Annotated in this window: 16 protein-coding genes and 1 tRNA gene; 7 read left to right on the top strand and 10 right to left on the bottom strand. The window is 58.6% G+C overall.

The features are described from left to right. Positions 1–273 precede the first annotated feature (273 nt). Together ACA043_RS07235 and ACA043_RS07230 are read left to right on the top strand one after the other, a co-directional pair. On the top strand, positions 274–1,458 hold the full coding sequence (locus ACA043_RS07235) for a cyanate transporter (RefSeq protein ID WP_497658889.1): 1,185 nt from the start codon (positions 274–276) through the stop codon (positions 1,456–1,458). Positions 1,459–1,655: 197 nt separating this feature from the next. Beyond that, positions 1,656–2,591, top strand: coding sequence for a LysR family transcriptional regulator (locus ACA043_RS07230; protein WP_497658888.1), 936 nt, complete (start codon positions 1,656–1,658; stop codon positions 2,589–2,591). Between the two features lie 3 nt (positions 2,592–2,594). Here ACA043_RS07230 and ACA043_RS07225 read toward each other — a convergent pair whose 3' ends face one another. After that, positions 2,595–2,960, bottom strand: a complete 366-nt coding sequence (locus ACA043_RS07225) for a 5-carboxymethyl-2-hydroxymuconate Delta-isomerase (RefSeq protein WP_187680175.1) — start codon at positions 2,958–2,960, stop codon at positions 2,595–2,597. 53 nt (positions 2,961–3,013) lie between these two features. After that, positions 3,014–3,934 carry a LysR substrate-binding domain-containing protein gene (locus tag ACA043_RS07220; protein WP_187680174.1) on the bottom strand — a complete coding sequence of 307 codons (921 nt, stop codon included), beginning with the start codon at positions 3,932–3,934 and terminating at the stop codon, positions 3,014–3,016. A gap of 212 nt (positions 3,935–4,146) precedes the next feature. Here ACA043_RS07220 and ACA043_RS07215 point away from each other — a divergent pair, with 212 nt between their 5' ends. Both ACA043_RS07215 and ACA043_RS07210 read left to right on the top strand, forming a co-directional pair. Further along, positions 4,147–4,338 carry a YegP family protein gene (locus ACA043_RS07215; RefSeq protein ID WP_187680173.1) on the top strand — a complete coding sequence of 64 codons (192 nt, stop codon included), beginning with the start codon at positions 4,147–4,149 and terminating at the stop codon, positions 4,336–4,338. Positions 4,339–4,489: 151 nt separating this feature from the next. Beyond that, positions 4,490–4,696, top strand: coding sequence for a hypothetical protein (locus ACA043_RS07210; RefSeq protein WP_401266501.1), 207 nt, complete (start codon positions 4,490–4,492; stop codon positions 4,694–4,696). Between the two features lie 179 nt (positions 4,697–4,875). On the opposite strand, the gene ACA043_RS07205 is transcribed toward ACA043_RS07210, so the two are convergent. The 5 genes from ACA043_RS07205 to dapA all read right to left on the bottom strand — a co-directional run bounded on the left by ACA043_RS07205 (position 4,876) and on the right by dapA (position 8,569). Then, positions 4,876–4,965, bottom strand: a tRNA-Ser gene (locus tag ACA043_RS07205). Between the two features lie 84 nt (positions 4,966–5,049). Further along, positions 5,050–5,763 (bottom strand): phosphoribosylaminoimidazolesuccinocarboxamide synthase, encoded by a 714-nt coding sequence (gene purC / locus ACA043_RS07200; protein WP_187680171.1) that lies wholly within the window; start codon positions 5,761–5,763, stop codon positions 5,050–5,052. A gap of 28 nt (positions 5,764–5,791) precedes the next feature. After that, positions 5,792–6,553 carry an MBL fold metallo-hydrolase gene (locus ACA043_RS07195; RefSeq protein ID WP_187680170.1) on the bottom strand — a complete coding sequence of 254 codons (762 nt, stop codon included), beginning with the start codon at positions 6,551–6,553 and terminating at the stop codon, positions 5,792–5,794. A gap of 4 nt (positions 6,554–6,557) precedes the next feature. Then, positions 6,558–7,673: an NlpB/DapX family lipoprotein gene (gene bamC / locus ACA043_RS07190; protein WP_187680169.1), complete on the bottom strand. Its 1,116-nt coding sequence runs from the start codon at positions 7,671–7,673 to the stop codon at positions 6,558–6,560. A 17-nt stretch (positions 7,674–7,690) separates the two neighbouring features. Beyond that, on the bottom strand, positions 7,691–8,569 hold the full coding sequence (dapA, locus tag ACA043_RS07185; RefSeq protein WP_187680168.1) for a 4-hydroxy-tetrahydrodipicolinate synthase: 879 nt from the start codon (positions 8,567–8,569) through the stop codon (positions 7,691–7,693). Between the two features lie 337 nt (positions 8,570–8,906). On the opposite strand from dapA, the gene ACA043_RS07180 reads away from it, so the two are divergent. Continuing rightward, positions 8,907–9,467 carry a glycine cleavage system transcriptional repressor gene (locus tag ACA043_RS07180; RefSeq protein WP_016984694.1) on the top strand — a complete coding sequence of 187 codons (561 nt, stop codon included), beginning with the start codon at positions 8,907–8,909 and terminating at the stop codon, positions 9,465–9,467. A gap of 10 nt (positions 9,468–9,477) precedes the next feature. Beyond that, positions 9,478–9,951 carry a peroxiredoxin gene (locus ACA043_RS07175; protein WP_489878416.1) on the top strand — a complete coding sequence of 158 codons (474 nt, stop codon included), beginning with the start codon at positions 9,478–9,480 and terminating at the stop codon, positions 9,949–9,951. 84 nt (positions 9,952–10,035) lie between these two features. On the opposite strand, the gene ACA043_RS07170 is transcribed toward ACA043_RS07175, so the two are convergent. Together ACA043_RS07170 and ACA043_RS07165 are read right to left on the bottom strand one after the other, a co-directional pair. Then, positions 10,036–11,106 carry an AI-2E family transporter gene (locus tag ACA043_RS07170; RefSeq protein WP_187680166.1) on the bottom strand — a complete coding sequence of 357 codons (1,071 nt, stop codon included), beginning with the start codon at positions 11,104–11,106 and terminating at the stop codon, positions 10,036–10,038. A gap of 32 nt (positions 11,107–11,138) precedes the next feature. Continuing rightward, on the bottom strand, positions 11,139–11,378 hold the full coding sequence (locus ACA043_RS07165) for a sulfurtransferase TusA family protein (RefSeq protein WP_401266025.1): 240 nt from the start codon (positions 11,376–11,378) through the stop codon (positions 11,139–11,141). 98 nt (positions 11,379–11,476) lie between these two features. On the opposite strand from ACA043_RS07165, the gene ACA043_RS07160 reads away from it, so the two are divergent. After that, positions 11,477–12,910: a M48 family metalloprotease gene (locus ACA043_RS07160; protein ID WP_187680164.1), complete on the top strand. Its 1,434-nt coding sequence runs from the start codon at positions 11,477–11,479 to the stop codon at positions 12,908–12,910. A gap of 75 nt (positions 12,911–12,985) precedes the next feature. Here the strand turns inward: ACA043_RS07160 and ACA043_RS07155 are convergent, their stop codons facing one another. After that, a complete protein-coding gene (locus ACA043_RS07155) occupies positions 12,986–14,416 on the bottom strand; it encodes a DegQ family serine endoprotease (RefSeq protein WP_497658887.1) in 1,431 nt (476 codons plus the stop codon). Positions 14,417–14,482: the final 66 nt, after the last annotated feature.

The following is a 14,482-nucleotide window of genomic DNA, read 5'->3' as shown; positions in this document are numbered from 1 at the left end:
CTGGGTATTACATCCAAACTTGTGAAGTATTTGAGAATGATTCAGTTCTCGTTCAGAAAAACAGCACGGCTTTACCTATGGGAGTGAGCCTGCTCGCGATTGCGGTGTGACAGCCACTACTGCATAGACAGGCAGCCCGCTTTCGCGAGCAGGTTCACGCCTACAAGTGATCGGGTGTTATCGAGTTTTCAAATACTGCTGCGGATTTTCTGGTTTGCCCGAGTCAGGCAGTGACGCGCCTAATCCTCAGTCCCCAGCATCAAAGGTCTGAAGATGGAAAACGCCCGCACCACTTCCCGCCCCGCTACTTGGTTGATGCTTTCAATCATTCTAGTCGCGCTCAATCTGCGCCCGTCGATGGCGGCCATCGGGCCGCTGCTGTCGGCAATTCGCGGCGACATTGCGTTGAGCTTCAGCGTCGCTTCGTTGCTGACCATGCTGCCAGTGATGGCCATGGGTCTGGCGATGTTCTTCGGCATCGGCATCAGCCAACGACTGGGTGAACAGCGCACGGTGTTGCTGTCGCTGCTGATCATTGCATTGGCGACACTGTCGCGGCTGTTTGTCGATTCGGCGGCAGAGTTGATTGTCAGCGCCGTGCTGGCGGGGATTGGCATTGCCTTGATTCAGGCGTTGATGCCGGCGCTGATCAAGTCGCACTTCCCCAATAATGTGGCGCTGTGCATGGGCTTGTACGTGACGTCGATCATGGGCGGCGCGGCGCTTGCGGCCTCGTTCGCCCCACGGGTGATGGTGCAAACCGGTAGCTGGCGCCTCGGCTTAGCCATTTGGGCAGCACTGGCGCTGCTGGCGTTGGTGTCCTGGTGGTTGCAACGTTGGCAATTGCCGAACGCCATGACCGGTGTGGCGAAGAAAGAATCGTTTTTCGCCAATTCCCGCGCCTGGTCACTCGCAATCTTCTTCGGTTTGGGAACAGCGCCCTACACCTGTGTGCTCGCCTGGCTGGCGCCGTACTACGTTGAAAAAGGTTGGAGCGAACAAAACGCCGGTCTGTTGTTGGGTTTTCTGACAGCCATGGAGGTAATTTCCGGAATGATAGTGCCGGCCATCGCCAACCGTAGCCGAGACCGGCGCGTGGTGCTGATGGCGCTGCTCGGCCTGATCATCGCCGGTTTCTGCGGCCTGACCCTCAGCCCCCAACACCTCAGCCTACTGTGGCCCTGCTTGCTGGGCCTGGGCATCGGCGGGTTATTCCCGATGAGCCTGATCGTCTCGCTCGACCATCTAGACAATCCTCAGCGAGCCGGGCACCTGACTGCATTCGTGCAGGGCATTGGGTATCTGATTGCCGGTCTCTCGCCGCTACTCGCCGGGATGGCTCGCGATCAACTGGGTAGCTTCGAATGGGCTTGGTGGGCACTGACTGCAGTGATGGTGGCCATGCTCCTGATGGTGTTGCGCTTCGATCCCCGGCAGTACGCGCGGCATATTCAATGATTGCAGAGGCGCGCGAGCTAGAGGCCTCTGGCCATCTTTGCGCACATTGATCAATGACGTCGTGTTCCTAAAACTTTCTGTCCCACATGTATCCGTGAAATGTCCTACAGGCCGTTCTCCTGGCACCATCGTTCCGCTAGGATCATTCGCACACGTTTGCGCGGATTCAGCGCAAGGAGCACAGCGAGACAGAACGGATGCTGAACAGTAACTTGCTTCGAAAGCTCGACATGCAGGATCTCATGGTGTTTGTCGCCGTGTATGAGCAGAGCAGCGTCACCGATGTTTCGGAAACGCTGTTTGTCAGCCAGTCCACCGTCAGTTACTGCCTGAAAAAACTGCGCACCAGTTTCGAAGACGAACTGTTCATCAACACCCGCACCGGCATGCGCCCGACCTACAAGGCCAGCAGCATGTACGGCCATGTGCAGAAAATTCTCGAAAGCATCAACCTGTGCCACGCCGGCGCCGCGGTGTTTGATCCAACCCGACAAGCCGTCACATTCAACATCTGCGCCCCGGAATACTTCGAGCAACTGATCCTGCCGCGTCTTTTGAAGCGCTTCGACTTCGATGACTTGCCGGTGGTAGTCAACATGCACAAATTCGAAACCGACGTGCCGGCCGATGAGTTACGCGACGGCAGCCTCGACCTGGTGATCAGTTTCAGCCCCAATTTTCACCGCAACCACACTGACCTGAAGTCGCAGATGCTGCTGGAAGATGATCTGGTCTGCGTCTTCGACAAGCGCGCCACGCCACTGGAACCACGCCTGAGCCTGCAAGCCTTCACCGAGCGTCGGCATGTGTTTCCGACCCCGTGGACCTCCACCACCAACATGGTCGATGGCTGGCTGGCACGGCAGGCGCAGAAGCGTCAGATCGTGGCGCGATCGAACAGCTACAGCGCTGCGTTGAAGATGATCACCGGCACCGACTTCATCCTCACCCTACCCCGGCGCATTCAGCGTTTACTGACCAGCGAAGCGGTGTTTAATCACTGTGAGGCGCCTAATGGCTTGCCGGGGTTCACCCTCGACATGCAATGGAGCCAGAGCGTCGATCAGGACAGCGCCAACGTCTGGCTGCGCGAGCAGGTGATCAAGGTGTGCAGCGAACTGGAAGCGGCCTGAGTCTTACACGCCAATGGCGGTTTTGCTGTAGGACTCACGGTCGATATCCAGCAGTTCCACACACAACTGCACCTCGACGCCGGCGGGCCATTCGCAAAGATCCTGCAACACCGCCAGCAGGCTTTGCGAAAGCTGCTTCTTGATCCCCGGCGAACGGCCACTGAGCAGTGCCAGCTTCACATGCACGAAAGCGCGCTCGCCCATGGCGGTGCCCACTTTGAAGGTTTCCACCTTTACCGCACGGCTCTTGATATCGAACTCTGCCGCGAACTGACCGGACCCCACCAACGTGTTGTTGAGCCGGATCAACGCGACGTCGGCGTTCAACTGCGGCAGGTTGGCGGTGTATTCCATGTGCAGGTGTGGCATTGGGATGCTCCAGTCAGTCGGCAGAAAGGGCGTACATATAACACAGCACCGGCTCAGGGCGGTGTGATCGGCCGCTCGCTCATGAACGCTTCAAGCCGTGAACGCAACCAGCGCTCGGCCGGGTCGCTGTCGACGTGGCTGAGCCAGACCATCGACAGATCCAGCGTCGGCGTCTTGAATGGGAACGGCTCCTTGAACAGCAATCCGGAGGTAGCCATGGCTGCGGCGGTGTAGTCCGGCAGGCTGGCGATCAGGTCCGTGCCGGCCAGCAATGCCGGCAATGCGCTGTATTGCGGCACCGACAGCACGACCTGACGGGTACGTCCCAGCTCTGCCAGCCACTCGTCGGCGAAACCGCTGACGTTGGCCGTGTGGGACACCAGCACGTGCGGGCGCGCGCAATATTCATCAAGGGTCAGCGGTGTAGCGGAGGCGTCGGCACGCAGGATGCTTGGCTGGATGTGCCGCAGCAGTTTGCGCTTGGCATTGGCCGGCAGACCGCGGGTCTGGCTGATACCGACGGTGATGTCGCCGGCGGCCAGTAGATCGGGAATCCGCCAGTAGTCGACGTGTTGCACCACAAACACCACATTCGGCGCTTCCTGGCGCAGTGCACGCAACAGCGGCGGCAACAGGCCGAACTCGACATCATCGGACAGACCGATGCGGAAAGTCATGGTGCTGATCGCCGGATCGAAATCGCGGGTCAGGCTCAGCGCCACCGACAACGAATCCAGCGCAGGCTTGAGGTGGCGGAAAATATCTTCGGCGCGGGCCGTTGGCTCCATGCGGTGGCCGACTCGGATAAACAACGGATCGTTGAGCATCGTGCGTAGACGGTTGAGCGCCGAGCTGATGGTTGGCTGGCCAAGAAACAGCTTCTCTGCCGCCCGGGTCACGTTGCGTTCGAGCATCAAGGTCTCGAACACCACCATCAGGTTGATATCGGCCTTGCGTAGTTCATTGCGGTTCATCCATTGCCCCCATTCCCAGACTGCCCGCAGTGTAGAAAGTCTGCGGGGCTGACGTCCATCAACATGCGCAGCAGGAGAGGTTTAGATCAACACAGAAACATCCGCGAACGATTGGAAACAAATGTCCGATAGCCAAAATAACCGCCTGCGCTAGGCTTGCGTCGATGCGCCACACAGGTTGTCGCACGATTAAATCGCATGGAGCGAACTGAATGTATTTCGAGATTTACAGGCAATCCAGAGGCACCCCAAGCACCGGCAAAGGCCAATGGCGCTGGAGGCTGCGCGCAGGCAATCACGAGACCATCGCCAGCGGCGAGTCGTACGTGAACAAGGCGGATTGTTTGCATGTGATCGAGTTGATCAAGGGTGCTACGGGGGAGACGCCGGTTAGGGAGATTTGACCACGAGAGTGAAAGCGCGACTGTGTCCTACAGCACTTTCCTTTTTTAGTCGAATGACTGGCACGCCTGCTTTCCACCTCTACGCTCACCGGCGTAAGGGGCAATCCGGCCCTGTTTCATTCCATCACTCGAAATCAAAAGGAGCCGCACAATGGCTAGAGACAAAGCGAAAGACGACAAGCACTTCAACTGCACGCAAGCACATGAAGCCGATTACGTCGCCAGCCTCTATCCGCACGCCAAGGACGAAGTCAAAACCTTCCTCGCCTCGGCGTGCAAGGACAATTCGCTGCATAACTCGACGCACAAGGAAGTTTATGAGCTGATCAAGCGCAAGCTGGGACACTCACAGCCTTGAGTGGTTGATTGCGGAATTTTCCAGGTTTTGCAGAAGTGGAAAGCCCCACAAGTTTGAATTTGTGGGGCTTTTTTTGTGGTCGATGCGAACGAAAGGAAAATAGCGGTTGGTCGACCTGCTCTTCGCCCAGAAACGAAAAAGCCCCGGAGCTTCTCAGCTACGGGGCTTTTTCTATGTAATGGCGGAGAGATAGGGATTCGAACCCTAGGTACCGGTGAAGGTACAACGGATTTCGAATCCGTCCCATTCGGCCACTCTGGCATCTCTCCAACGGCGCGCATCATAACAACACTTTTGCCGAAAGCGAACCCCCTTTCGCAAATTTTTTCCGTGCTATCAGATGCTTGCGTCGATTAAAGCGGTACGCCCAGACGATTGGCGACTTCTTCGTAGGCTTCGATAACGTCACCGAGGCCCTGGCGGAAGCGGTCTTTGTCCATCTTCTTCTTGGTGTCCTTGTCCCACAGACGGCAACCGTCCGGGCTGAACTCGTCGCCCAGGACGATGGAGCCGTCGCTGAACACGCCGAACTCAAGCTTGAAGTCGACCAGCAGCAGGCCGGCGTCGTCGAACAGCTTGGTCAGCACTTCGTTGACCTTGAGCGACAGTTCTTTCATGCGAACCAGCTGCTCGGCGGTGCCCCAGCCGAATGCCACGACGTGGGATTCGTTGATGAACGGGTCGCCCTTGGCGTCGTCCTTCAGGAACAACTCGAAGGTGTACGGGTTAAGCTTAAGGCCTTCTTCGACGCCCAGGCGTTTTACCAGGCTGCCAGCGGCGTAGTTACGCACGACACACTCGACCGGGATCATGTCGAGCTTCTTCACCAGGCACTCGTTGTCGCCCAGCAGCTTGTCGAATTGGGTCGGAATGCCGGCCGCTTCGAGTTTCTGCATGATGAAGGCGTTGAACTTGTTGTTCACCATGCCTTTGCGGTCGAGTTGTTCGATGCGCTTGCCGTCGAACGCCGAGGTGTCGTTGCGAAACAGCAGGATCAAGCGGTCAGCGTCGTCGGTCTTGTAAACCGATTTGGCTTTGCCGCGGTAGAGTTCTTCACGTTTTTCCATGATGGGCTCCGCTTGCTAAGTAGGTGGGCTAGGCGATGTGGCGCCAGTCGAGCCCTGAATCTTGATCGGCCAGTTGCAGCCAGTCCGGGTCGCACCCGAGGGTGTCGACAAAACATTGCCGGGCCAGCTGCGGCATGTTGTTCTTGCTGCTCAGATGGGCCAGGACCAGGTGTTGGAGACCCTGCCAGCCCAACTCGGACACCAGGAATGCCGCCTGATGGTTGTTCAAATGTCCCAGCTCGCCGCCCACCCGCTGCTTGAGAAAGTACGGGTAGTGACCACGTGCCAGCATGTCACGACAATGATTGGATTCGATCATCAATGCATCGAGATCCCGGTAACCGTCCAGCACCCGCTCGCAGTAGGAACCCAGGTCGGTCAGCAGGCCGAAGCGCCGCTGTTCGTTGTCACTGAATACATACTGGGTCGGCTCCTGCGCATCATGGGCCACGGCAATGACCCCGATGTTCAGTGCACCGATCTGCAGTTGCTCGCCGCCAGCCAGAAAGCCTGCGGGTTCAATCGGTTTGCGCATCCCGCGCAGTGTGCCGCGACTGAGGTAGACCGGCAGATTGTAGCGCCGAGACAGCAAACCCACGCCATGCACGTGGTCGGCATGTTCGTGGGTTACGAGTATCGCGCTCAGTTGCGCCGGGTTCACACCCAGACGCAACAGGCGTTTTTCGGTTTCCCGCAGGGAAAAACCACAATCCACCAGCACATACGTATCAGCACTGGCGATCAGCGTGCCGTTCCCTTGGCTACCGCTGCCGAGAACGGCAAAACGCATTGGATCAGCCCAGGTTGTCCTGAATGACGCTCAACACTTTGCGCGCCACTTCAGCCGGCGCGACGGTGTTGATGTTTTTCTCGACGGTCACCTGAATGTTCTCGCCAACCTTGCTCAGGCGAACCTGATAACGCTCGGCACGGGCTTCAACTTCTTCCTTGCTCGGCGCACTGCCGAACAGGCTGCTGAAGAAACCAGGCTTGTCGTCTTTTTTCTCGGCTTTTTCGGCCAGGTTGATGTAGTACAGGCCCAGACTGCGGTTGATGTCTTCAACGCGCCATTCGCCCTGCTCCAGCGCACGGCCGACGCTCGACCAGGCACGGTCCAGATCGGTACCGACGTTCAACACCGGGTTACCGCTGCCGTCTTCGCTGAGGCTGACGCGGCTCGGGGTATCGAAATCACGCGAAGCCAGCATCGACACCGAACCGCCCTTCTCGGCGATACGGCTCATGCTCGCGAGCATGTCGTCGACCAGCGCTGCGTCCAGGCCAGTGTTGACCGAACGATTGGTGAAAGCGACGTCGGCGGTGCTGCCGGCAGGACGCTCGGCGCTGACCACGTAGATTTCACTGGTGTTGCGCTGCACGCCCGGCTCGATACGCACGCGAACGCGGGTTTCGCTGTCACTGGCGATACCGGCCGCGCTCAGGCGTTTGGCCATGGCGGCGGACAGTTCGTCGGAACGCTGCCAGGTGGTGGTGAATTCGCCAGTTTGCGGACGCTGTTCATCCAGACGGAAACCGTTGTCCTGGAAGAACTGCACAGCCACTGGCCAGACTTCGGCCGGTGGGTGTTGAGCCATTACCCAACGAGAATCGCCACTCTTCTGCAGCGAGTAGTCGGTGGCATCGGCGATCGCCGACAGCGGTTGAGGACGTGGAACCACGTACTCGCCCTTGGCGGTATCGTCAGCAACGTTGCGCGGGATCGGCAGCAGCGGATCCAGACGCTTGGAGGTGCTGACATCCGGTGGTAGTTGCATCGGTGCAGTCTGTTGCGCTTCCAGGTAATCGCTACCACGGTCACGGAAATAACCTTCCGGGCCCCAGACCCATCCGCAGCCACTGGTGCTGGAGATAATCAAGGCAAGTGCGGAAAGTCCGGCCATTCGCTTCATGCGTTGTACTTCCTCAATTAAACCAGGACGCTGCACTGGCGCAGGGCCGAGCGAAGCGTTTCATGACAAGGTGCGCTCAGCCAGGTCAGCGGCAGGCGGATGCCTTCGTGCATCAGGCCCATTTCAACCAAAGCCCACTTCACCGGAATCGGGTTGGCTTCGATGAACAGGTCTTTGTGCAGCGGCATCAGTTTTTCGTTAATGGCCCGAGCGGTGTCAGCGTCGCCCTTGAGCGCGGCCTCGCACAGATCAGCCATTTCGCGCGGAGCGACGTTGGCAGTCACAGAGATGTTACCTTTGCCGCCCAGCAGGATCAGCTCGACCGCGGTCGGATCATCGCCGGACAGCACGATGAAGTCCTTGCTCACGCCGTCGATAATCGCTTTGGCACGCTTCAGGTCGCCAGTGGCTTCCTTGATGCCGATGATGTTCGGCACGGTGGATAGCCGAATCACGGTCTCGGCCTGCATGTCGCAAGAGGTGCGGCCAGGAACGTTGTAGAGAATCTGTGGGATATCGACCGCTTCGGCGATGTGTTTGAAGTGCTGGTACAAGCCTTCCTGAGTCGGCTTGTTGTAGTACGGAACCACCAGCAGGCAGGCATCGGCACCGGCTTCTTTGGCATTGCGGGTCAGTTCGACGGCTTCGCGGGTCGAGTTGGCGCCAGTGCCGGCGATGACCGGAATGCGCCCGGCAACCTGTTTGACCACGGCTTTGATGACGGCGATGTGTTCTTCTACATCAAGGGTTGCCGACTCGCCGGTGGTGCCGACCGCGACAATGGCATGGGTGCCGTTCTTGAGATGGAAGTCCACGAGTTTGCTGAGGCTGTCCCAGTCAAGACGCCCTTGTGCATCCATGGGAGTGACCAGTGCCACCATACTGCCCGCAATCATGAAACCGCTCCTGCCGGAAAAAGAGAGCGGTAATGGTACTGGCGCCAAGATGCTTGCACAAGCAAAGTACTGCGTAGCCGCCATTCCCCTTGGCGTCGCTTTTCGCTACCCTTCAGACTTTGATCGGTACTGATCAGCTTGTATGCCGGGTTCCAGCCTCCCTTTTCGGCCTCCCAGACCCTGTTCCTGCGTCGCATCGACGCGCTCCCGCTTTTGTGGAGCGAGCCACGAGCGCTTGTCGGGGTTCTTTGAACGGACAGCCTGAATGGGCAGAGGCCCTCCCTCGGCGTCAAACGCCCATCAACCTACCGACCGCTCATCGCTTTAGGAATGCTGCATGTCCACCCCCACAGTTCGCGAACAATTCCTTGTCATCAGTGCCCTCGGCGCCAACCCCATGGAGCTGACTAACGTCCTGTGCCGCGCCAGCCATGAAAATCGCTGCGCCGTGGTTACTTCTCGCCTGACCCGCCACGGCGAGTGCAGTGCGCTGATCCTCGAGATCTCTGGCAGCTGGGACGCCCTCGCGCGTCTTGAAGGCAGCCTGTCGGGCCTTGCCAAGAAGCACGCCTTCACCGTCAACGTGGTGCGTAGCGCGGCGCTGGAGAATCGTCCGCAGGCGCTGCCGTACGTGGCTTACGTCAGTTCGGCGTATCGCCCGGACATCATCAATGAACTCTGCCAGTTCTTCATGGACCACAACGTCGAGCTGGAAAACCTGACCTGCGATACTTATCAGGCACCACAGACCGGCGGCACCATGCTTAACGCCACATTCACCGTGACACTGCCGGCGGGCACCCAGATCAGTTGGCTGCGCGACCAGTTCCTGGATTTCGCCGACGCGATGAATCTGGACGCACTGATCGAGCCTTGGCGCCCACAAAACCCAATGTAAGGAAGCTTTCATGGCCGTTATCATCGACCAACCGGTTGCGGATTTCGAAGCACCTGCCACCAGCGGGCAAACCGTCAGCCTGTCAGCCCTGAAGGGCAAGCAAGTGGTGATTTACTTCTATCCGAAGGACAGCACCCCCGGCTGCACCACCGAAGGCCAGGGCTTTCGTGATCATTACGCGGCGTTCAAGGCTGCCAACACTGAAGTCTTCGGCATCTCGCGCGACAGCCTGAAGTCCCACGAGAACTTCAAGTGCAAGCAGGAGTTTCCGTTCGAGCTGATCAGCGACAAGGACGAAGCGGTCTGCCAACTGTTCGACGTGATCAAGCTGAAGAAGCTGTACGGCAAGGAATACCTGGGTGTTGATCGCAGCACTTTCCTGATCGACAAGGACGGTGTGCTGCGTCAGGAATGGCGTGGTGTGAAGGTGCCGGGGCATGTTGATGCAGTTTTGGCCGCTGCCGAAGCACTAAACAAAGCCTAAGATCAAAAGATCGCAGCCTTCGGCAACTCCTGCATTTGGAATACGTTTCCTGTAGGAGCTGCCGAAGGCTGCGATCTTTTTACGTTAAAGAAGTGGCGCTACCGCCGGTTCCTTGCGCGGCCATGCGTCCAGCACAGCCTTGAACAGCGTCGCCAGGGGAATCGCAAAGAACACTCCCCAGAACCCCCACAGCCCGCCAAACAACAGCACAGCGCAGATGATTGCCACCGGGTGCAGGTTGACCGCCTCGGAAAACAGCAGCGGCACCAGCACGTTGCCGTCCAGCGTCTGGATAATCCCGTAGACCGCCATCAGATAGATGAACTGATCGCTCCAGCCCCATTGAAATAGCGCAATCAGCAGCACCGGCACGGTCACCACCACCGCGCCGACATAGGGCACAACCACCGAAACACCGACCAGCAAAGCCAGCAGCGCTGCATAGTTGAGGCCAAGTGCGACGAAGGCGATGTAGGTCACGCCGCCGCAAATCACGATCTCGATGACTTTGCCGCGAATGTAGTTGGCGATCTGCCGGTTCATTTCCTGCGCCACCCGCGTGATCAGCGCCCGTTCACGCGGCAGATAGCCACGCACCCACTCGCCGATCATCGCCCGATCCTTGAGGAAGAAGAACACCAGGATCGGCACCAGCACCAGATAGATCATGATGTTCACCAGCAGTGGCAGACTCGACAGCGAAAAGGTCAGCGCCCATTGACCGAACTTGCCGATCTCGCCGCGCGCGGCCTCAATCGCCTGCAACACTTGCTCGTCGGAGACCAGATGCGGATAGCGTTCGGGCAGCAGCAAGAGCAGCGACTGCCATTTTGCGAGCATGCCCGGCAGTTCGTTGAACAGCGTGATCAATTGATGCCAGAGCAGCGGCACCACCACGACGATGAACACCAGCAATACGCCCATGAACAACGCAAACACCAGCCCCACCGCCGCACCACCCGGCATGCGCAGACGCTCCAGCGTGACCACCAGCCCCTGCATCAGATACGCCAGCACCATCCCGGCCAACACTGGCGCAAGCATGCCACCGAGGGTCAACACCGCAGTAAAGGCCAGCACCAGCAGTACGGCCAGCACCACGGCTTCTTCGTCGGAGAAGTAGCGCTGAATCCAGTCGCGTAACACTTTGAACATCAATAATCCTTAGGTCTTGTACGCTGTCGGTTTCAGGCTTTTTTCAACCAGTAACGGTAGACGCCCGCTTCGTCTTCTTCGCGCAGCAGCGTATGACCGGCCAACTTGGCAAAGGTGCGAAAGTCGCGCTGCGAGCCGGCATCCGTGGCGATCACCTTGAGCACGTCGCCGCTTTGAAGCTTGTTGAGCTCCATTTTTGCCTTGAGTAACGGCAACGGACAGTTAAGACCACTGGCGTCCAGTTCTACCTCATGGGCTACCGCGTCAGTCATTGCGTCACTCCGGTTCAAGTCGTCGAGCTGCCTAGAATATCTGGTCGCAGGCTTGGTGTCCGGCTACAGTAAGGTCTTTGTCTTCTAAGGCTTTGTGCATGACTTTTCTGCGCCCTACCCTGCTGACGCTCGCTTGCCTGCTCGCCTCACCAGGCTTTGCCGACGATCTGCCGTCACTCGGCGACGCCAGTTCTGCCATTGTCTCGCCGCAACAGGAATACCAGCTCGGCCGGGCGTGGCTGGCCATGTTGCGCAGCCAGGTTTCACAGCTCAACGATCCGCAACTCAAGGACTACGTCGAATCCAGCGTTTACAAGCTGGTGGAAACCAGCCAGGTCACTGACCGACGCCTCGAATTCATTCTGATCAACAGCCCGCAGCTCAACGCCTTCGCGGCACCGGGCGGCGTGGTCGGGGTCAACGGTGGTCTGTTTCTCAATGCGCAGACCGAGGGCGAATACGCGTCGGTACTGGCACACGAACTGGCGCACTTGTCGCAACGCCACTTCGCCCGCGGCGTCGAAGCTTCGCAGCGCATGCAAGTTCCGATGATGGCTGCCCTGCTGGCAGGGATCGTGATTGCTGCAGCCGGTGGCGGTGACGCCGGCATCGCGACCATCGCTGGCACTCAGGCCGCAGCGATTCAGGCGCAGCGGACCTTCTCCCGCCAGAATGAACAGGAAGCCGACCGCATCGGCATCCTCAATCTTGAAAAAGCCGGGTACGACCCGCGCTCTATGCCAACCATGTTCGAACGCTTGATGCGCCAGTATCGCTTTGACGCCAAGCCACCGGAATTCCTCCTGACTCACCCGGTCACGGAATCGCGGATCGCCGACACCCGCAACCGCGCCGAACAGGCCAAGTCGGGCGGCATCGAAGACACCAAGCGCTATCAACTGATTCGCGCACGCGTACAACTGATCTACGAAGAAACCCCGGGACTTGGCGCCAAGCGCTTTCGTGCACAGTTGGACGAGAATCCGAAAAACGATGTCGCGCGCTATGGTCTGGCCATCGCGCAGATCAAGGGCGGTCAGTTGAATGAAGCGCGAGAGAACCTCAAACAACTGTTGGTCACCGCGCCGAACGAGATCATCTACAACCTCGCCCAGGTTGATCTGGACATCACCAACAATCGCCTGCCCGATGCGCAGTCGCGGGTTGACCGGATGCTCACCCAATATCCCGGCAACTATCCGCTGAATCAGGTTCGTGTCGATCTTCTGCTCAAGCAGAACCGCGCCGCCGACGCCGAGAAGGCACTGGAAAGCCTGCTCAAATCACGCCCGGATGATCCGGACGTCTGGTATCAGGTTGCCGAAACCCGTGGTTTGTCTGGCAACATCATTGGCTTGCACCAGGCGCGCGCCGAATACTTCGCCCTGGTTGGCGATTATCGTCAGGCGATCCAGCAGCTCGACTTTGCCAAACGCAAGGCCGGCAGCAACTTCCCGCTGTCCTCGCGGATCGACGCCCGCCAGCGCGAGTTGATGGAGCAGGAGCGCATGGTCAAGGACATGATGGGCTGAGCTTTCTTTACGAAAAAAGCTTCAGGCATAAAAAAACCGCCTCATTCGAGGCGGTTTCTTTTTATTTACTAGCGGTTATTCAGCCAGTTTGAAGGTGATGAAGCTCGCACGACCTTGACGCAGAACCCGCATCGACACCGAACGGTTCTTCGGCAGTGCCTTGGCGATCTCGGCGAACTCCTTGGCGGAACCGATGGCCTGGTTGTTCAGGTGGGTGATGACATCACCCGGCTGCAGACCGATCAGGGCCGCAGGACCGTCCTGCACTTCCTTGATGACCACGCCACCTTTTAGGTCGTAGGTTTTCTTCTGCTCGGCGGTCAGCTCGCCCACCGAAACACCGAGACGGTTGCTGTTGGTTTCAGCACCGGACTTCGGCAACGCACCCAGCTCTTTGTCTTCGTCCGGAATCGCGCCAACAGTTAACTCGACGTTTTTGCGTTTGCCTTCACGAATCACTTCCAGATTGGCTTTCGCACCGGCCTTCAGTGCGCCGACCAGATGTGGCAGATCAGCAGACATAACGATCGGCTGGCCGTTCATGCTCAGGATCACGTCGCCGACTTGCAGGCCGCCCTTGGCTGCCGGACCGTCGTCCTGGATCTGCGCAACCAGCGCACCGGCCGGCTTCTCAAGACCGAACGACTCGGCCAGATCCTTGTTCACTTCCTGAATAACCACGCCCAGCCAACCACGGCTGACTTTGCCGCCACTCTTCAGTTGGTTGGAAACATCCATTGCCACATCGATAGGAATAGCGAACGACACGCCCATGAAGCCGCCGGAACGGGTGTAGATCTGCGAGTTGATCCCGACCACCTCCCCATTCAGGTTGAACAGCGGGCCACCGGAGTTGCCCGGGTTGATCGGCACGTCGGTCTGGATGAACGGCACATAGTTTTCGTTCGGCAGGCTACGGCCAACGGCGCTGACGATGCCTTGGGTCACGGTGTGGTCAAAGCCGAAAGGCGAACCGATTGCCACGACCCATTGGCCGGCCTTCAGATCCTGGGATTTGCCGAGCTTGAGCACCGGCAAGTCCTTGCCCTCGATTTTCAGCAGGGCCACGTCGGAACGCGGGTCGGTGCCTACCAGCTTGGCTTTCATTTCGCTGCGATCAGCCAGGCGAACGAGGATTTCGTCAGCATCGGCAATCACGTGGTTGTTGGTCAGAATGTAGCCATCGGGAGAGATGATGAAGCCCGAACCCAGCGATTGCGCTTCACGCTGGCGACCACCGCCCGGCGAACGCTGTTGAGGCGGCATGCCGCGCTCGAAGAACTCGCGCAGCATTGGCGGCAGGCCTTCGAGATCAGGCATCTGCTGGTTCACTTTGCGATCCGGCAGTTTCTGCGTGGTACTGATGTTCACCACGGCAGGCGAAGCTTGTTCGACCAGTTGGGTGAAGTCAGGCAGATCAGCCGCTTGCGCAGCAGGAACCGCCTGGCCGAGCAGCAGCACAGTAGCGAAGATGGAGAGATAAGATTTCAAGCTAGGTATCGACATACAGCTCCCGTTACGACGAGCAGGTTTAAGCGATATGGAACAAGGACCACCGGACACTACAGGCCG

The organism is Pseudomonas sp. LBUM1648, assembly GCF_059716145.1.
The sequence above is the reverse complement of the archived record's forward strand: the minus strand, read 5'-3'. Positions and strand labels throughout refer to the sequence as shown.

Bases quoted from the DNA above. Each gene is read 5' to 3' on its own strand.
- ACA043_RS07225 (WP_187680175.1), bottom strand. From the start codon at position 2,960: ATGCCACACCTGCACATGGAATACACCGCCAACCTGCCGCAGTTGAAC.
- ACA043_RS07155 (WP_497658887.1), bottom strand. From the start codon at position 14,416: ATGTCGATACCTAGCTTGAAATCTTATCTCTCCATCTTCGCTACTGTG.
- bamC (WP_187680169.1), bottom strand. From the start codon at position 7,673: ATGAAGCGAATGGCCGGACTTTCCGCACTTGCCTTGATTATCTCCAGC.
- dapA (WP_187680168.1), bottom strand. From the start codon at position 8,569: ATGATTGCGGGCAGTATGGTGGCACTGGTCACTCCCATGGATGCACAA.
- ACA043_RS07230 (WP_497658888.1), top strand. From the start codon at position 1,656: ATGCTGAACAGTAACTTGCTTCGAAAGCTCGACATGCAGGATCTCATG.
- ACA043_RS07175 (WP_489878416.1), top strand. From the start codon at position 9,478: ATGGCCGTTATCATCGACCAACCGGTTGCGGATTTCGAAGCACCTGCC.
- ACA043_RS07210 (WP_401266501.1), top strand. From the start codon at position 4,490: ATGGCTAGAGACAAAGCGAAAGACGACAAGCACTTCAACTGCACGCAA.
- ACA043_RS07170 (WP_187680166.1), bottom strand. From the start codon at position 11,106: ATGTTCAAAGTGTTACGCGACTGGATTCAGCGCTACTTCTCCGACGAA.
- ACA043_RS07180 (WP_016984694.1), top strand. From the start codon at position 8,907: ATGTCCACCCCCACAGTTCGCGAACAATTCCTTGTCATCAGTGCCCTC.
- ACA043_RS07160 (WP_187680164.1), top strand. From the start codon at position 11,477: ATGACTTTTCTGCGCCCTACCCTGCTGACGCTCGCTTGCCTGCTCGCC.
- ACA043_RS07165 (WP_401266025.1), bottom strand. From the start codon at position 11,378: ATGACTGACGCGGTAGCCCATGAGGTAGAACTGGACGCCAGTGGTCTT.
- purC (WP_187680171.1), bottom strand. From the start codon at position 5,763: ATGGAAAAACGTGAAGAACTCTACCGCGGCAAAGCCAAATCGGTTTAC.
- ACA043_RS07220 (WP_187680174.1), bottom strand. From the start codon at position 3,934: ATGAACCGCAATGAACTACGCAAGGCCGATATCAACCTGATGGTGGTG.
- ACA043_RS07235 (WP_497658889.1), top strand. From the start codon at position 274: ATGGAAAACGCCCGCACCACTTCCCGCCCCGCTACTTGGTTGATGCTT.
- ACA043_RS07215 (WP_187680173.1), top strand. From the start codon at position 4,147: ATGTATTTCGAGATTTACAGGCAATCCAGAGGCACCCCAAGCACCGGC.
- ACA043_RS07195 (WP_187680170.1), bottom strand. From the start codon at position 6,553: ATGCGTTTTGCCGTTCTCGGCAGCGGTAGCCAAGGGAACGGCACGCTG.